Origin of the sequence: Actinoplanes sp. NPDC023936, from assembly GCF_040639325.1 — a bacterium.
GTDB lineage: Bacteria > Actinomycetota > Actinomycetes > Mycobacteriales > Micromonosporaceae > Actinoplanes.
Window position 1 is genome coordinate 339,710 of record NZ_JBEZZR010000004.1, and the last position, 17,674, is coordinate 357,383.

The 17,674-nt window shown below is 70.1% G+C and carries 12 protein-coding genes; 8 read left to right on the top strand and 4 right to left on the bottom strand.

Annotation, left to right across the window (positions count from 1 at the left end):
- Nucleotides 1-13 precede the first annotated feature (13 nt).
- Nucleotides 14-1,063, bottom strand: a complete 1,050-nt coding sequence (locus AB0F72_RS07815; protein ID WP_360426901.1) for a LacI family DNA-binding transcriptional regulator — start codon at nt 1,061-1,063, stop codon at nt 14-16.
- 189 nt (nt 1,064-1,252) lie between these two features.
- Between AB0F72_RS07815 and AB0F72_RS07820 the strand changes: the two genes are divergently transcribed.
- From AB0F72_RS07820 to pulA, 5 genes are read left to right on the top strand one after another with little or no spacing between them, the layout of a single operon-like run.
- On the top strand, nt 1,253-2,509 hold the full coding sequence (locus AB0F72_RS07820) for a maltose ABC transporter substrate-binding protein (RefSeq protein WP_360426904.1): 1,257 nt from the start codon (nt 1,253-1,255) through the stop codon (nt 2,507-2,509).
- A gap of 19 nt (nt 2,510-2,528) precedes the next feature.
- Nucleotides 2,529-4,151, top strand: a complete 1,623-nt coding sequence (locus tag AB0F72_RS07825; protein ID WP_360426907.1) for an ABC transporter permease subunit — start codon at nt 2,529-2,531, stop codon at nt 4,149-4,151.
- Nucleotides 4,148-4,993 (top strand): sugar ABC transporter permease, encoded by an 846-nt coding sequence (locus AB0F72_RS07830; RefSeq protein WP_360426910.1) that lies wholly within the window; start codon nt 4,148-4,150, stop codon nt 4,991-4,993. Before AB0F72_RS07825 ends, AB0F72_RS07830 begins: the two co-directional genes overlap by 4 nt.
- A complete protein-coding gene (locus AB0F72_RS07835) occupies nt 4,990-6,786 on the top strand; it encodes a glycoside hydrolase family 13 protein (RefSeq protein ID WP_360426913.1) in 1,797 nt (598 codons plus the stop codon). Before AB0F72_RS07830 ends, AB0F72_RS07835 begins: the two co-directional genes overlap by 4 nt.
- A complete protein-coding gene (gene pulA, locus AB0F72_RS07840; protein WP_360426916.1) occupies nt 6,787-12,204 on the top strand; it encodes a pullulanase-type alpha-1,6-glucosidase in 5,418 nt (1,805 codons plus the stop codon).
- Nucleotides 12,205-12,413: 209 nt separating this feature from the next.
- Here pulA and AB0F72_RS07845 read toward each other — a convergent pair whose 3' ends face one another.
- Nucleotides 12,414-12,791 carry a DUF1304 domain-containing protein gene (locus AB0F72_RS07845; RefSeq protein WP_360426919.1) on the bottom strand — a complete coding sequence of 126 codons (378 nt, stop codon included), beginning with the start codon at nt 12,789-12,791 and terminating at the stop codon, nt 12,414-12,416.
- 484 nt (nt 12,792-13,275) lie between these two features.
- Nucleotides 13,276-13,971, bottom strand: coding sequence for a GntR family transcriptional regulator (locus AB0F72_RS07850; RefSeq protein WP_360426924.1), 696 nt, complete (start codon nt 13,969-13,971; stop codon nt 13,276-13,278).
- A 39-nt stretch (nt 13,972-14,010) separates the two neighbouring features.
- Here AB0F72_RS07850 and AB0F72_RS07855 point away from each other — a divergent pair, with 39 nt between their 5' ends.
- Both AB0F72_RS07855 and AB0F72_RS07860 read left to right on the top strand, forming a co-directional pair.
- On the top strand, nt 14,011-14,214 hold the full coding sequence (locus AB0F72_RS07855) for a hypothetical protein (RefSeq protein ID WP_360426927.1): 204 nt from the start codon (nt 14,011-14,013) through the stop codon (nt 14,212-14,214).
- Between the two features lie 10 nt (nt 14,215-14,224).
- Nucleotides 14,225-14,773 (top strand): DinB family protein, encoded by a 549-nt coding sequence (locus AB0F72_RS07860; protein ID WP_360426930.1) that lies wholly within the window; start codon nt 14,225-14,227, stop codon nt 14,771-14,773.
- Nucleotides 14,774-14,779: 6 nt separating this feature from the next.
- On the opposite strand, the gene AB0F72_RS07865 is transcribed toward AB0F72_RS07860, so the two are convergent.
- Nucleotides 14,780-17,191, bottom strand: coding sequence for an EAL domain-containing protein (locus AB0F72_RS07865; RefSeq protein ID WP_360426933.1), 2,412 nt, complete (start codon nt 17,189-17,191; stop codon nt 14,780-14,782).
- Between the two features lie 235 nt (nt 17,192-17,426).
- Between AB0F72_RS07865 and AB0F72_RS07870 the strand changes: the two genes are divergently transcribed.
- A complete protein-coding gene (locus tag AB0F72_RS07870) occupies nt 17,427-17,651 on the top strand; it encodes a hypothetical protein (protein ID WP_360426936.1) in 225 nt (74 codons plus the stop codon).
- Nucleotides 17,652-17,674: the final 23 nt, after the last annotated feature.

Sequence of the window (17,674 nt, forward strand, 5' to 3'; positions counted from 1 at the left end):
GCAGCAAGAACCGTCAGGCGGCGGGAGCGTCGGCCGGCAGCGTGCGGGCCACCGGCGCGACGGCCGTCGAGCGGCGAACCACCAGCTCAGGCCGGAACAGGTACTCCGAACGCGGTGCCCCGTGCCCGTTGATGTCGTCCACCAGCGAGCGCACGGCCGCCACCGCCATGGCCGCCACCGGCTGACGGAGCGTGGTGAGCGGCGGATCGGTGAAAGCCATCAGCGGGGAATCGTCGAAACCGATCACCGAGACGTCACCGGGCACGTCCAGGCCGCGCCGCCGGGCCGCCCGGATCGCCCCGAGCGCCATCAGGTCGGAACCGCAGACGATGCCCGTCGCGCCCTTCGCGAGCAGGCGATCCGCCGCCACCTCGCCACCCTCCACGCCGAAGAGGGTGAGCTCGACCAGGGCATCCACTTCGGATCCGGAGGCGCCGGTGAGCCGGCGCATGGCGTCCCGGTACCCGGCGAGCTTGCGCTGCACGGGGGTGAACCGGTGCGGACCGGAGATCAGGCCGATCCGCCGGTGGCCGAGCGCCACGAGATGGCTGACCGCCAGGTCGCTGGCCTGCTCCTCGTCGCAGGTCACGAACGGCGCGTCGATGCCCGAGGCGTGCCCGTTGACCAGCACGATCGGCAGCGGGCGGGCGAGCAGGCGCAGGTAACGCTCGTGGTCGGACGTGGTGTCGGCGTGCAGGCCGGAGACGAAGACGATGCCGGAGACCTGACGGTCCAGGAGCATCTCCACGTACTCGTCCTCGGTGACGCCGCCGGGTGACTGGGTGCAGAGCACCGGCGTGTACCCGGACTGGGCCAGGGTCGACTCGATGACCTGCGCGAACGCCGGGAAGATCGGGTTGTCCAGCTCGGGCACGACGAGACCGACCAGGCCGGCGCTGCGCTTGCGCAACCGCTCGGGGCGCTCGTAGCCGAGCACGTCGAGAGCGGTCAGCACCGCTTGCCGGGTGTCAGCGGATACGCCGGGTCGGTCGTTGATGACGCGCGAAACCGTCGCCTCGCTGACCTGGGCTTGCCTGGCGATGTCCGCCATCCGTGCACGCATGTTGTCACTGTAGTGCCGACCTGTTACCGGCTATCGCCGTGCAAGCTCTTCCATTGACTGCAAGTGCTTGCTAACGTCCCGGCAACAAGGACGACACCTCATCGATCTTTCCCGGGAAGAGCAGGGCCGCAGTGTGCCCGAAGCCCCCGGACCTCTTCTTGCAAAATCCCTCATGACAGGAGCTCATCGATGCGCATCCGAACTGCGGGTGTGATCGCGGTTTGCGCGGTCGCGCTGGTCGGCACCGCCGCGTGCGGCAGCAACGACAGCACGGACAAGGCCAGCGACACCCCCTCGGGAGCGGCCGCCTCCGGTGAACTGGTGATCTGGGCCGACGACAAGCGGTCCGCCGCGCTCCAGCCGTTCGCCGAGAAGTTCGGCACCGAGAACGGCGTGACCGTCAAGGTCCAGGCCATCTCGAAGGACCAGCAGACCACCTTCCTCACCGCCTCCCAGCAGGGCAGCGGCCCGGACGTGATGGTCGGCGCGCACGACTGGATCGGCAACCTGGTGCAGAACGGCGCCATCGACCCGGTGCAGCTCAGCGACGAGCAGAAGAACGGCATCGCGGCGAACGCGGTCAAGGCGGTCACCTTCAACGGCCAGACGTACGGCGTCCCGTACGCCACCGAGAACCTGGGCCTGATCCGCAACACCGAGCTGGCCCCCGAGGCGCCGGCCACGGTGGAGGCCCTGGTCGCGACCGGCGAGAAGCTCAAGGCCGAGAAGAAGGTCTCCGAGATCCTCTGCCTGCAGGTCGGCCAGAACGGCGACGCGTACCACTCGTACCCGTTCTACAGCTCGGCCGGCGGTTACCTCTTCGGCACCAACGCGGCCGGTGAATACGACGCCAAGGACCTGGGCGTCGGCAAGCCGGAGTCGGTCGAGGCGTTCACGAAGCTCGGCGCGCTCGGCGAGAAGGGCGACGGCGCGCTCAAGCGCTCGATCACCCCGGAGAACTCGATCGCCACCTTCACCGGCAAGAAGTGCGCCTACCTGGTCTCCGGCCCGTGGGCGGTCACCGACGTGAAGAAGGCGAACCTCAAGTACGACATCAGCGCGGTCCCCGGCTTCGAAGGCGGCAAGGAGGCCACCCCGTTCCTGGGCGTGCAGACCTTCTACGTCGCCGCGAAGGGCAAGAACAAGGCGCTCGCGCAGGAGTTCGTCACCAACTACGTGACCACTCCGGAGCTGGCCGTCGCGCTCTACAACGCCGAGCCCCGGCCGCCGGCGCTGACCGCCGCCCTGGACCAGGTCAAGGGCTCGGACGCGGACCTGGCGAAGTGGGTCGACGCCGGCAAGAACGCCGTGCCGCTGCCCGCGATCCCGGAGATGGCCGCGATCTGGGACCCGTTCGGCAAGGCCGAGGCCGCCGTCATCGGTGGCGCGGACGCGGAGAAGACCGTCACCGCTGCCGGCAAGACGATCTCCGGCTCGATCAAGTAACGACAGCGGGAAACACGTCATGACGACGAAGCTCGGAGGGTCCGCCCGGCGGCGGGCCCTCCCCGCCACCGAGCCGGAGCCCTCCGAGCCGCGCCGGCATCACCAGGGCCGGAACACCGGCCTCACCGGGCAGTTCGCCAAGATCCTGCTGCTCGGCCTGTCCGTGGCGTTCGCGGTGTGGGCGGCCTTCCCGCTGATCGCCGCGGAGCACTGGATCGGCCTGGGCATCCTGGTCGCCACCACCGGGGCGCTGCTCTACATCTACCTGTCGCCGCGGCACATCCCGGCGAAGTACCTCTTCCCCGGCACGCTGTTCCTGGTGATCTTCCAGCTGTTCCCGGTGCTCTACACGGCGAGCACGGCGTTCACCAACTTCGGTGACGGGCACCGGGGGAGCAAGGAGGACGCGATCGTCGCGATCCAGACGTCGTCGGTCACCCGCGTTCCGGGCTCGGCCGAGTACGCGCTCTCGATCGCGACCCGGGGCGACCCGGCCACCGGGCCGATCGTCTTCCTGATCACCGACCCGGCCACCAAGGCGGTCTCGATCGGCGACGCCGGGGGCCTGAAACCGGCCGGCGCCGTCACCGTGACGCCGAGCGGCAAGGTGACCGCCGCCGAGGGCTACACCGTGCTCAACGCCGGTCAGGCCAGCGCGCGCAGCCAGGAGATCACCGAGTTCACGGTGCCCACGCAGGGCGGCGCGATCCGCTCGGCGGGCCTGTCCCGGGCGTACGAGGGCAAGGCCGGCCGTGCCTACGACGCGGTGACCGACAGCATCCGGGACGTGACGACCGGCAAGTCCTGGGTCGCCGACGAGAGCGTCGGCGCGTTCGTGGCAGCCGACGGCGAGCGGCTGGCACAGGGCTGGAAGGTCAGCGTCGGGTTCGGCAACTTCACCAGGGCGCTGACCGACGACACCATCTCGGGACCGTTCCTGCGTACCCTGATCTGGAATTTCGCCTTCGCGATCGGATCGACGGGCTTCACGTTCGTGCTGGGCCTGTTCATCGCCCTGGCGCTGCACTCGAGCCGGGTCCGGGGCCGCAATCTCTACCGCATCCTGCTGGTTCTCCCGTACGCGATGCCGTCGTTCGCCATGCTGCTGGTCTGGCGGGACATGTTCAACACCGACTTCGGCCTGGTCAACAACCTTCTCGGTACGGACGTCGACTGGTTCGGTGGCACCGCCTCGGCCCGGCTCGCGGTGATCCTGGTGCAGCTCTGGCTCGGGTACCCGTACATGTTCCTGGTCAGCACGGGCGCGCTGCAGGCCATCCCGGGTGAGCTGCTGGACGCCACCAAGGTGGACGGCGCCGGCGTCTGGCAGAGCTTCAGGAGTGTCACGCTGCCGCTGCTGATGATCCCGCTGACCCCGCTGCTGATCTCGTCGTTCGCGTTCAACTTCAACAACTTCAACGCGATCTGGCTGACCACCGAGGGCGCGCCGTTCCCGGCGGACAACACCACCAACGGGGCGACGGACCTGCTGATCACGTACACGTACCGGCTCGCCTTCGGCGGCTCCGGCGCGCAGTACGGCTTCGCCGCCGCCATCTCGATCTTCATCTTCCTGATCGTCGCGACCATCTCCACGATCAGCTTCCGCCGGACCCGGCAGTTGGAGGAGGTCTACTCGTGACGCGCTGGATCAAGCAGGTCGGCTGGCGCCACCTGGTCGGCCTGCTCGGCCTGGTGTTCGCGCTCGGGCCGCTGCTGTTCGTCCTCTCCGCCGCGATCAACCCGCAGGGCACGCTGGCGTCGAGCACGCTGGTGCCGTCCGCCGCCTCGGCGGAGAACTTCGCGAAGCTCTTCCGGGACACCAACTTCGGGTACTGGTTCGTCAACTCGATCGTCATCGCCGGGCTCGCCGCCGCGGCGTCGGTGTTCCTGTCGGCGCTCGCCGCGTACGCGTTCAGCCGCCGCCGCTTCCAGGGACGCCGGATCGGCCTGATGTCGCTGCTGCTGATCCAGATGTTCCCGCAGTTCCTGGCGGTCGTGGCGATCTTCCTGATGTTCTCCACGATCACCGATCTGTGGCCGGCCTTCGGGTTCAACACCTGGTGGGGCATGATCCTGCTCTACCTCGGCGGCGCGCTCGGCGTGAACACCTGGCTCATGAAGGGCTTCTACGACACGATCCCGAAGGAACTCGACGAGTCCGCGGTCGTCGACGGCGCCACCCACGCGCAGATCTTCTTCAAGATCCTGCTGCCGCTGGTCGCGCCGATCCTGGCGGTCACCGGGTTGCTCGCGTTCATCGGCACGATGAACGAGTTCCTGATCGCGAACGTCTTCCTCACCGACAGCGAGTCCAAGACCCTCGCGGTCGGGCTCTACGGCCTGGTGGCGGGGGAGCGGGACGCGAACTTCGGTGTCTTCTGCGCCGGCACGCTGCTGACCGCGGTCCCGACCGTCGGCGTCTTCATGTACCTCCAGCGCTACATCGTGGAGGGTCTCAGCGCCGGAGCGGTGAAGGGATGATCCCGCACCACGACGGCTCCGGTCTCTACGTCTCCGACCCGTCTCCCGCGCCGGGGGAGACGGTCGCCGTCTTCGTCCGGGTGCCGTCCGGTGTCCGGGTCTCCCGGATACACACCCGGTTCGTCCGCGACGGCGAACCGGTCTTCACCTCGGCGGTGATCGACCGGCGGGACGCGGGAGGCGAGTGGTGGCGGTCGGAGATCGAGGTACGGAACCCGGTCACCCCGTACCGTTTCCTGATCCGGACCGCCGCCGGCGCCGTCCGCTGGCTCACCGCCGGGGGTCTGACCTCCTACGACGTGCCGGACGCCACCGACTTCCGGCTTGTCGCGCACCCGCCGGCGCCGGACTGGTCGCGCGACGCGATCGTCTACCAGATCTTCCCGGACCGGTTCGCCCGCTCGGCGGCGGCGGACGGGCGGCCGACCCCGGACTGGGCCGTGCGCTGCGACTGGGACACCCCGGTCGAGGGGCGCGGCCCGCTGGCCGCCACCCAGCTCTACGGCGGTGACCTGGAAGGCGTCGCGGAACACCTGGACCACGTCGCCGACCTGGGCGCGAACACGCTCTACCTGACGCCGTTCTTCCCGTCCCGCTCGAACCACCGCTACGACGGCTCGGACTTCGGCACTGTCGATCCGCTGCTCGGCGGCGACACCGCGCTGGTCCGGCTCAGCGAGGCGGTGCACGCCCGGGGCATGCGCCTGATCGGCGACCTCACCACCAACCACACCGGCGAGGCCCACGAGTGGTTCCGCACCGAGAAGGACTTCTACTACGTCGAGAACGACGGCACGTACGAGTCCTGGTTCGGCGTCCCGAGCCTGCCGAAGCTGAACTGGGGCAGTCCCGAGCTGCGCCGCCGGTTCGCGAAGCTGGCCCAGCACTGGCTCACCCATCCCTACGCGCTGGACGGCTGGCGCATCGACGTGGCCAACATGACCGGCCGCCGGGGCGCCGACGACTGGACCCACGAGGTCGCCGCCCTGCTCGGCCGGGCCGTGCGGCAGGTCCGCCCGGACGCCATGCTGCTCGCCGAGCACGGCCACGACGCGACCGGCGACCTGGACGCGGACGGCTGGCAGGGCACGATGAACTACGCCGGCTTCACCCGTCCGGTGTGGAGCTGGCTGCGCGCCGACGAGCTGCCGTTCCCGGACTTCCTCGGCGTTCCGGGCGAGATCCCGTTCCGGGACGCGGCCGACCTGGTGTCGACGATGACGGCGTTCGCGGCGCGGGCGTCCTGGCGCTCTCTCGTCGCGTCCTGGCAGATCCTCGGCTCGCACGACACCCCGCGGATCCGGTCCGTGGTCGGCGGGCCGGAACGCCACGAGGTCGCTGCCGGTCTGCTCTTCACCCTTCCCGGCACCCCGATGGTCTTCGCGGGTGACGAGCTGGGGCTGACCGGATACAACGGCGAGCACTCCCGTACCCCCATGCCCTGGAACGACACCGACGGCTGGGATCTGCGCACGCTGGCCCGATATCGCGCCCTGGCGCGGCTGCGCGGCGGCACGCCGGCGCTGCGCGACGGTGGCCTGCGCTGGCTGCACGCCGCCGGTGACCTGCTGGTCTTCCTCCGGGAGGCCGCCGGGGACACCGTGCTGGTGGCGGCCCGGCGGGCTCCGGGCCTTCCGGTACGCGTGACCGGACTCGTCCCGCACGCGCGGGGCGACAACCTGTACGGCGGCGCCGAAGCTCTCAAATCCGGCGCCGACGGATCTATCGAAATCGACGGTGATGGACCAACCTTCCAGGTGTGGTCCGTCCGCCAGCACCCGAAGGGTTGTTAAGTGGCACCTCGAAAACGCCGGCTGGGCGTCGCTCTGCTCAGCCTCCTGCTGCCCCTCATAGCCGTTCCCGCGTCCGCCGCTCCCTCGACGGCTCCGGCCCCGAAGGAACCGAGCGCGGCCGTCATCGCCAACTGGGGCTCCGACCAGCCCGCCGCCGGCGAGCAGTACTACTTCGTCCTGCCGGACCGGTTCGCCAACGGCGAGGAGTCCAACGACAAGGGCGGGCTGAAAGGCGACCGGCTCGCCACCGGGTACGACCCCGCTGACAAGGGCTTCTACCACGGTGGCGACCTCAAGGGCGTGATCGACCGGCTGGATTACATCCAGGGTCTGGGCACCACGGCCATCTGGCTCGCGCCGGTCTTCAAGAACAACCCCGTTCAGGGTACGGGCGCCGACGTCTCCGCCGGATACCACGGCTACTGGATCACCGACTTCACGCAGGTCGACCCGCATTTCGGCACGAACGCGGACCTGAAGAAGCTGGTCAAGCTCGCGCACCAGCGGGGCATGAAGATCTTCCTGGACATCATCGTCAACCACACGGCGGACGTGATCCGGTACGCGGAGAACGAGTACACCTACGTCGACAAGGAGACGTCGCCGTACACGGACACCGAGGGGCAGCCGTTCGAGGACGCGAACTACGCGTCGGGTGGCTCCTTCCCGAAGACGGACGCGACGTCGTTCCCCTACACGCCGGTCCTCCCGTCCGCGACGGCCAAGAAGGCCAAGACCCCGGCCTGGCTCAACGACGTGACCATGTACCACAACCGGGGCAACTCCAGCTTCGCCGGCGAGAACAGCGAGTACGGCGACTTCTACGGCCTCGACGACCTCTGGACCGAGCGGCCCGAAGTCGTCCGCGGCATGACCAAGATCTACGCCGACTGGGTGAAGAACACCGGCATCGACGGTTACCGCCTCGACACCGTGAAGCACACCAACCTCGAGTTCTGGCCGCAGTTCGCGCAGGGCATCGAGAAGGCCGCCGGTGACGACTTCTTCATGTTCGGCGAGGTCTACAGCGCCGACCAGGAGATCCAGTCGGAGTACGTGCGCGAGGGCGGCCTGCCCGCCACGCTGGACTTCTCCTTCCAGGAGGCGGCGCGCGGCTTCGTCACCGGCAACAGCGGTGCGGCGGCCCTCTCCGGCCTGTACGCGAAGGACGACCTCTACACCGCGCGGGACACCGGCGCCGACCGGCTGCCGACCTTCCTCGGCAACCACGACATGGGCCGGATCGGCTCGTTCATCGCGTCCGCCGCCACCGCGGAGACCCAGCTCAAGCGCGATCAGCTCGCCCACGAGCTGATGTTCCTGACGCGGGGGCAGCCGGTCGTCTACTCCGGTGACGAGCAGGGCTTCACCGGTCCGGGCGGCGACAAGGACGCGCGCCAGGATCTCTTCGCCAGCGCGTCGGCGGACTACCTGGACGACGACCTGATCGGCACCGACCGCACCCACGCGGTGGACAACTACAACACCCAGCACCCGCTCTACCGGACCATCGCCGGCCTGGCGAAGCTGCGCAAGGCCCACCCGGCACTGATGAACGGCGTGCAGACGACCCGGTACGCGGCCGAGGGTCAGGGCGTCTTCGCGGCGTCCCGGATCGACACTGCCAAGCGTCTCGAGTACGTGGTGGCGGTCAACAACGCGACCACGCCGCAGACCGTGACGTTCCCGGCGGCGTCCTCGTCGTTCACGGGGATCTACGGCACGGATCAGGCGGCTCAGGCTGTCGATGGCAAGATCACGATCACCGTTCCGGCTCTCTCCTCCGTGGTGCTCAAGGCGGACGGATCGCTCCCGGCGCCCACCGCGGCGCCGACCGTCACGATCACGAAGCCGGCGGTGGGGGACAGCGTCCCGGCCCGCACCGAACTCGTCGCCGAGACCACCGGCGACCCGCTCGCCACTGTCACCTTCGCGGCCCAGGTCGCGGGCGGCCCGTGGAAGCTGGTCGGCACCGCGGACAAGGCCCCCTACCGGGTCTACCACGACCTGACGGGCTTGGCCGGCGGCACCGAAGTGCGGTACAAGGCAGTGGTGCGTGACAGCAGGGGCCGGCTCGCGTCCTCGACCACGAAGATCACCGTCGGCACGCCGGAGGCGACGTCGGCGGCGGGTTACGCGGTCGTGCACTACCAGCGGCCGGCCGGCGGTTACGACGACCAGAACCTCTACGTCTGGGGTGACGTCGACGCGTCGATGTCCACCACCTGGCCGGACGGGCAGCCGTTCGCCGGTGAGGACTCCTACGGCCGGTTCGCGTACGTGAAGCTCAAGCCCGGCGCCAAGAGCGTCGGTTTCGTCGTGGTGAGCGACAGCGGCGTGAAGGACGTGGACGCGGACCGGACGATCGACGTCGGTTCGAATCCCGAGATCTGGCTCAAATCCGGTGATCCGACGATCTATCCGACCCGGCAGGCCGCTACCGGTGAGCCCGACCCGGCGCAGGATCAGAGCAAGGCGATCATCCACTGGCGCGCGGCCGACGGGAACTACGACGGCTGGGGCCTGCACGTCTGGGAGGGCGCGGCCAGCCCGACCGACTGGGCCAGCCCTCTCGCGCCGGCGCGGATCGACTCCTACGGCGCGGTCTTCGAGGTGCCGCTGGCGGCCGGGGCGAGCTCGTTGAGCTACATCATCCACAACGGCGACGCCAAGGACCTGCCCACCGACCAGTCGCTCGACCTCGCCAAGGCCGGGCACGAGGTGTGGCTGCTCGCCGGCCAGGAGACCCGCCTGCTGCCACTGGTCAGGACGGCCGCCGGCGTCGGCGAGATCGACGTGACCAAATCGCGGGCGGTCTGGATCGACCGGCGCACGGTGGCCTGGAAGACCGGCACCGGGGACACCCTGGAACCGGTCGGCGCGGGCACCGACGGCAAGGTCTACGACCTGGTCTACGCCCCGGCGGGCGGGATCGGCGTCGCGAACGGCGAGCTGACCGGGTCGTACGACAGCGTCCGTCTCGCCGCCCGCCGCGACGGGCTCACCGAGGCCCAGCGGGAGAAGTTCCCGCACCTCTGGCAGTACGGCGCCTTCGCGCTGCCGGCCGGCGACGTCACCGAGATCCTGCGGAGTCAGGTGGTGGTGACCGAGCGGAATGCCGCGGGCAAGCTGCTCTCGGCGACCGGCGTGCAGCTCTCCGGCGTGCTGGACGACGTCTACGCGGCGGCCACGAAGGAGCGGCTCGGCCCGGCCGGCGCCGGCGTCTCGGTCTGGGCGCCGACCGCGCGCGCCGTCGAGCTGGAGGTCTACTCCGCCGCCACCGGGGGCACGGCCGACGTCCGGGCGATGCGCCGCGACGCCCGGACTGGCATCTGGTCGGCGAAGGGACTCAAGAAAGGCGACTTCTACAAGTACCGGGTGACCGCCTGGCAGCCCGCCACCCGGCAGGTCGTCACGGCGTCGGTCACCGACCCGTACTCGCTCGCCCTGACCACCGACTCCGCCCGCAGCGTCTTCACCTCGCTCGATGACGCGGCGCTCAAGCCGGCCGGCTGGGACAGGCTGAGGAAGCCGGCCGCCACGGCGCCCGCGAAGATTCAGATCTCGGAGCTTTCGGTCCGGGACTTCTCGATCGCGGACGACACCGTTCCGGCCGCCGAAAGGGGCACCTTCACCGCCTTCACCCGGGCGAACAGCGACGGGATGAAGCACCTGAAGTCCCTGGCCGGCGCCGGTGTCACGCACCTGCACCTGCTGCCGGCGTTCGACTTCGCCACGATCCCGGAGAAGCGGGCCGACCAGGCCCAGCCGCCCTGCGACCTGGCGTCCTTCCCGCCCGACTCCGAGGAGCAGCAGGCCTGCGTCGCGAAGGTGGCCGCCACCGACGGCTACAACTGGGGGTACGACCCGCTGCACTACACGGTTCCCGAGGGCGGGTACGCGGTCGATCCGTCCTCCCGGACGCGCGAATTCCGGTCGATGGTGGCCGGGGTCAACCAGGCCGGCCTGCGCGTGGTGATGGACGTCGTCTACAACCACACGTCGGCGTCCGGCACCGACAGCAAGTCGGTGCTCGATCAGATCGTGCCCGGCTACTACCACCGCCTCCTGGAGGACGGCTCGGTCGCCAACTCCACCTGCTGCGCCAACACCGCGCCGGAGAACGCGATGATGGGCAAACTGGTCGTCGACTCGATCGTGACCTGGGCGAAGGCGTACAAGGTCGATGGTTTCCGCTTCGACCTGATGGGCCACCACCCGAAGGAGAACATCCTGGCGGTCCGCGCGGCGCTCGACCGGCTCACGCTCGCGAAGGACGGCGTCGACGGCAAGAACATCTACGTGTACGGGGAGGGCTGGAACTTCGGCGAGGTGGCGGACAACGCCCGCTTCGTGCAGGCGTCCCAGACCGAGCTGGCCGGCACCGGGATCGGCACGTTCAACGACCGGCTCCGGGACGCGGTCCGCGGCGGCGGCCCGTTCGACGAGAACCCGCGCATCCAGGGTTTCGCGTCCGGCCTGCTGACCGCGCCGAACGGTGACCCGGTGAACGGGACGGCGGCCGAGCAGAAGACCCGCCTGCTGCACTACCAGGACCTGATCAAGGTCGGTCTGAGCGGCAACCTGGCCGGCTACTCCTTCACCGACTCGTCCGGCGCCGTGGTGACCGGCTCGGACGTCGACTACAACGGCTCGCCGGCCGGCTACAACGCCGCCCCGGGCGAGACGATCACGTACGTCGACGCGCACGACAACGAGATCCTCTACGACTCGCTCGCGTACAAGTTGCCGCAGGCCACCACGGCTGAGGAGCGGGCGCGGGCGCAATCGGTGGCCCTGGCGGCCACGGTGCTCGGGCAGGGGGTGGGCTTCGTGACCACCGGCAGCGAGCGGCTGCGCTCGAAGTCGCTGGACCGGAACTCGTACAACTCCGGTGACTGGTTCAACGCCATCGAGTGGGACTGCGCCGACGGGAACGGTTTCGGCCGGGGACTGCCGCCCAAGCCGGACAACGAGTCCAAGTACGCGTATGCGAAGCCCCTGCTCGCCGACCCGGCCCTGGTCCCGTCCTGCGCGGCGATCAACCTGGCCGACAGCCGCTACCAGGAGCTGCTGAGGATCCGCAAGTCCACTCCGGTCTTCGGCCTGCCGACCGCGGCGCAGGTGCAGAAGCGCCTGTCGTTCCCGCTCTCCGGCACGGCGGAGACCCCCGGCGTGATCACCATGACGCTGGACGGCCGGGGCCTCGACCCGAAGTGGAAGTCGGTGACGGTGGTCTTCAACGCCACCCCGTCGGCGGTCACCCAGAAGGTCACGTCCCTGGCCGGCACGACGGTGTCGCTGCACCCGATCCAGCAGCGGTCCGCGGACCCCCTGGTCCGCACGGCGTCGTTCGCCGCCGCGACCGGCACCTTCACCGTTCCGGCCCGCACGGTCTCGGTCTTCGTGCAGAGCTGACCGAGCCGGCCCCTGTTCGCGGCCACCGCGTTCCCGTTCAGCCCGGGTGCGCGGTGGCCGCTCCACTATCAAGTCAACACGTCCCGTCGCGATCAACGCGTCGGGTCACGTCAACACGTCGCGTCAACACAGCGGATCGACGTGACATGTCCACACGGCACATCAACACGTCGCGTCAACACGTCGGATTGACACGACACGTCAACACGTCACGTCAACAGGGCGGCCGCCACCGCGGCTCCCGGCGGCACGAACTGCCCGAGCGCCCCCGACCAGAGCCGCGGATGAGTGATCAGGAAGATGACCCCGGAGACGGTCATGAAGCAACTTACGTAGATCACCAGCGCCCGCCCGGCACTCTCGTCGCCCCGGTGCAGCATCACGAGCCCGACGATGATGCCGACGGCGAGGAACAGGTTGTAGAGCCCGATGAAGAAGCGCCACATCTGCGCCTCAGGCGCATCAGCGGTGGACCCGGTGAGCAACTTGCGAACCGCCGGGCGGCGGTAGAAAAAGGCTTCCATGGTCCCCGCACCGATGTGAACCAGCGCGGCAACCACGGCACAAACTTGTGCGACGGTGTTCATTCGCAGCATCCTGCGCCACGACGTGCCCACAACGCCCGATATGCACGCTCCCGCCCCGCCAAGTTCAGCCATTCAGGGCAAATCCCATCGGGTACGCCCTCAACCCGTACCCAACCGCACCCCAACCCGTTCCGCCCCACCAGCCTGAAGCCCCTCCCCCCGGCGCCGCCCGCCGCCGGCCCCGGCGTCCCCTCACCCCCAACCCCGTCCCCAGCCCTCCACCGTCCCCACGCCACCACCGGCCTGAGCGACGGCCGCCCGGTGCGAGCCGTAGTCCGTGCAGGTAACCGGCCTTGATCACCGGTGTGAGCGACGGCTGGCGGGCGCGAGCCGTAGTCTGCGCCGGTAATCGAGCCTTGATCACCGGCTTGAGCGACGGCTGGCGGGCGCGAGCCGTAGTCCGCGCCGGTAATCGGGCCTTGATCACCGGCTTGAGCGACGGCTGGCGGACGCGAGCCGTAGTCCGTGCAGGTCCCCGAGGCGGCTACGGCTTGGCTGGACGGCGCCGGCGGCGGGCGGCGACAGCCTCCGGGTCGACGTCCGGCGCCGACCAGCGGGACGCCTGGGCGATGCTCGTCTCCCGGCCACTCGCCACGTGGTCGCGCGCCAGCTCCGCCGCCCGCTCGGCGGCCCCCTCCTCGATCGCGGCGTACAGCTCCTCATGCTCGGCGCACTGCTGGTCCGGGTCGCGCTGGGCGGTGAGGCGGAACAGCCAGTGGGTGCGCGCGGCGAGGGGCCGCATCATCGCGCTGAGCAGCGGGTTGTCCGACAGGTCGACCAGGTCGGCGTGGAAGCCCGCGTTCGCCGCCGCCACCCCGTCCGAGTCGCCGGCCGCGGTCGCCGCCCGCGCGGCGGCGAGCCGGTCCTTCAGGCGGGCCAGGCCGGCCGTGTCCCGCCGCAGCGCGGTGAGGCGGGCGGCGAGGGCCTCCAGGGACTCGCGCACGTCGAACAGATCGCGGACGTCGGCCGGGGTGAACGGCGCCACCAGCGCGCCCTTGTGCGGCACGAGCAGGACCAGGCCGTCGGCTTCGAGCAGGCGCAGTGCCTCGCGCAGCGGGATCCGGGAGACCTCCAGCTCGGCGGCGAGGTCACGCTCGACGAGGCGGGCGCCGGGGGCGAGCTCGGTGGACAGGATCCGACGCCGCAGCTCCTCGTAGGCGCGGTCGCGCAGTGACGCCACAGGGACCCTCCGGAGAAAGACTCATCCTAGGGGACCCGCGTGCTGGCCGGTCGCGAGGAAGGCCGCCAGAGTCCGGAACAGATCACCCTTTTCAACTCGGTCGGCGTGGGCCTGCAGGACCTGGCCACCGCGCGGCTGCTGATCGACGAGGCCGTGCGCCGTGGTCTCGGCAGCCGGTGGACCTCGCGGTGTGAGGCGGCCGGGCTGCCCGTTTCGGCAGTCCGGCACCGGTCGGGCACTTAGGGTTTTGCTCATGGGCACGGACTGGAACGCTCAACTGCGCCAGCAACTCGACCAGCACTGGCGGAGCCGGCTGCGTCCCCGGCTGGACGGTTTGACCGATGACGAATACTTCTGGGAGCCCGCTCCGGACGCCTGGAGCGTGCGGCCCCGGGGCACGAGCAACGCTCCGATGGCGGCCGGCGGCGGCGACATGGTCTTCGACTGGGCGTACCCGGCGCCGGATCCGCCGCCGGTGACCACGATCGCCTGGCGGTTCGGGCACATCATCGTGGGCGTGCTCGGCGTGCGCCTGGCCCGGCACTTCCAGGGCGCGCCGATGGACTACCTGCGCCATCGCTACGCCGGATCGGCCGCCGAGGCGCTGTCCCAGCTCGACACGATCTACGGGCAGTGGGTGGCGGCGGTGGCCGGGCTCGGCCAGGACGGCCTGGCGCGGCCGAGCGGCGAGGAGGGGTACGGCGACGACTCGATGGGCGCGCTGGTGCTGCACATCAACCGTGAGGTGATCCACCACGGCGCCGAGATCGCCCTGCTGCGTGACCTCTATCTGCGCCGCTAGAAGAACCTATGCCGTCAGCGCGCGGGCGTTGAGCCGCTCGTACAGGGTGGCGGCCGGCTCCGGGCGGCCCAGGTAGTACCCCTGAGCGAACTTGCATCCCATCACCGTGAGCAGCGCCAGCTGATCGCCGTCCTCGACACCCTCGGCCACCACCCGCAGGCCGAGGGTGTGCCCGAGCTGGATCACCGCGCTGACCAGCTCCTGCTGCCGCCCGTTGCCGACCAGTCCGTTGATGAACGACCGGTCGATCTTGAGCACGTCGACCGGGATGTCGCGCAGGTAGCCGAGCGAGGAGTACCCGGTCCCGAAGTCGTCGATGGCGATCCGGACGCCGATCCGGCGCAGCTCCTCCAGGCGGGCCGAGGTCACCGCGACGTCGCGCATCAGCACCGTCTCGGTCAGCTCGAGCACCAGGCAGTGCGGGGAGAGGCCGGTCTCGGCGAGCGCGATCTCCACCTGCTGGGTGAGGTCCGGCAGCTCCAGGTGCGCGGCGGAGAGGTTGACGCTGACGAAGGCGGGCGCGGTCCGTGGATTCAGGTCCTGCCACTGCCGGATCATCCGGCACGCCTCGCGCAGGATCCACCGGTCGATCTCTATGATCATCCCGGTCTCCTCCGCGAGCGGGATGAACGAGCCGGGCTGCTGCAGGCCGCGCTGCGGGTCCTGCCAGCGGACCAGCGCCTCGGCGCCGTGCATCTGCCCGTCCGGCACGCCGGCCACCGGCTGCAGGTAGAGCCGCAGCTCGCCGCGGTGCACCGCCTCCCGCAGCCGGGCCTCCTGGTCCAGGCGGCTGAGCAGCTGCTCGTGCATCCGCGTCTCGAAGATCATGAATCGGTTCTTGCCCTCGTCCTTGGCGGCGTACATCGCCACGTCGGCGTTGCGCACCACCTCGTCCGCGTCGGCGTACCGGGCCGCGTCCGGCACCACGCCGATGCTGACCGTGACCACGGCCTCCCGGTGGTGCAGCAGGAACGGCCGGGCCAGCGCCTCCAGGGCGGCCAGGGTGACGGCCTCGACGACGTCCGGGCCGGCCGGCTCCAGCAGCACCGCGAACTCGTCGCCGCCGAGCCGGGCCACCGTGTCCTGCGGCCGGAGCAACCCGATCAACCGCTCCGCGGCGGTACGCAGCAACGCGTCCCCGGCGTTGTGCCCGAGGCTGTCGTTGACCCGCTTGAACCCGTCCAGATCGAGATAGAGGATGGCGATCTGCTCGCCGGACGCCCGGGACCGGGTGAGCGCGTGGTCCAGCCGGTCCAGCAGCAGCTTGCGGTTCGGCAGGCCGGTCAGCCCGTCGTGCAGCGCCTGGTGCCGCAGGTCGTACTCGAGCGCCCGCTGCCGGCTGATGTCGCGGAGCACGACGACGGCGCCGATCGGGCGGTCCTCCTTCTCGATCGTGCTGATCGTGTACTCGACGCGTACCGAGGTGCCGTCCGGACGCTGCAGGCGGCCCTCGCGGGTGCCGGGCGTGAGGCTGCCGGCCGCCTCCGGCATCAGGGTGGTGGCCTCGCGCTGGAGCAGCCCGGTCACGCCCACTCCGGTGATCCGGCCGGCGGCCTCGTTGGCGAAGGCGATCCGGCCGGTGGCGTCGACGCCGCAGATGCCCTCGCCGGCGTTGGCCAGGATGCTGTCGGTGTACTCCTTGGCGAGGATCTCCCGCGCCGAGCGGTCCAGCTGCTCGGCCATCGCGTTGACGGCGCGGGCGAGCGTGCCGATCTCGTCGCGGCCGGTCGCCGGCACCCGGTGCGAGTAATCGCCGCTGCGGATGATCCGCACCGCGGAGGTGAGGGCGCGGATCCGCCGGGTGACCGAGCCGGCCACCCCGAAACCGATCAGCAGGACCAGCACGATGGCGACCGACGAGCTGATCAGGATGACCTTCTGCGCCTGCCGGGCGCCGGCCATCATCTGGTCGTAGAGCGGCGTGTACTCCAGGATCACCGCGCCGAGCATCGCGCCGCGGGCGCTGCGCATCGGCACCACCACCTGCTTGATGCCGTCCGGATAGTCGGCACTGGTCTCGACGAAGACCCGGGGCTCGCCGTCGGTGAGTGTCTTGCCGACCTCGTTGCCGGTGTCGTGGTCGAAGATGTCGCCGATGTTCGCCCGGATCACGTCGCCGAGGATGTACTTGCCGCCGTCGACCACCACGACGTCGCGCTTCTGCATGGTGTGCAGCCGCTGCAGGTAGTTGTCGAGCCCGGTCTGGCTGTAGTACAGCGGGATCGGGACCTTGTCCGGCGTGTCCACCGGCAGGCCGTTGCCGATGTCGGCGGCGATGCCGGCGGCCAGCTGCTTCGCCTCCTCGACGGCGGCCTTCTCGGCGGAGGCGTTGTCCGCGCGCCAGGCGACGAACGCGGTGGCGGCCAGCAGGAGCGCCACCAACAGGTACCCGCCGAGGAGCTTCTGCCGAACGTTCATCAACCTGCCTATCGGCGGGCATCCTCCAGAATTGAGTCGTCTGGGGCGAGCGTTCTCTTCGGGCGAATTCGGGTCGGAGTTTGTCGAGTTCCCGCATGGTGAGCAGCGACGCGTCCGGTTCGGTTCGGTTCGGTTCGGCAAGACGACAACGGCGGGCTCCTCAAGGCGGGCTCCCGACGGCCGATCAGTTCGGCTCGACCGTGGCCGCCCGGCCGCTCGTACCCGGAGGTGTCACGTGGATCCGCTGCTGTCGCTCGCCCGCGAGGAGATGGTTCGCCGCCTCACCACGGCGGCCGGGCAGATGACCGCGACCGTCGACATGCTCACCACGCTGCGGGACCTGGCCGGGGACGTCCGCGGCACCGAGTCGATGCGCGCCGCGATCGAGGAGCTGACGGCCACCCGCGACCGGCTGCTCGGCCAGGCGCGTTCGATCACCGCCTGTACGCCCGTGGGGTAGGTCCCCGCGATACCGGGTAAGGC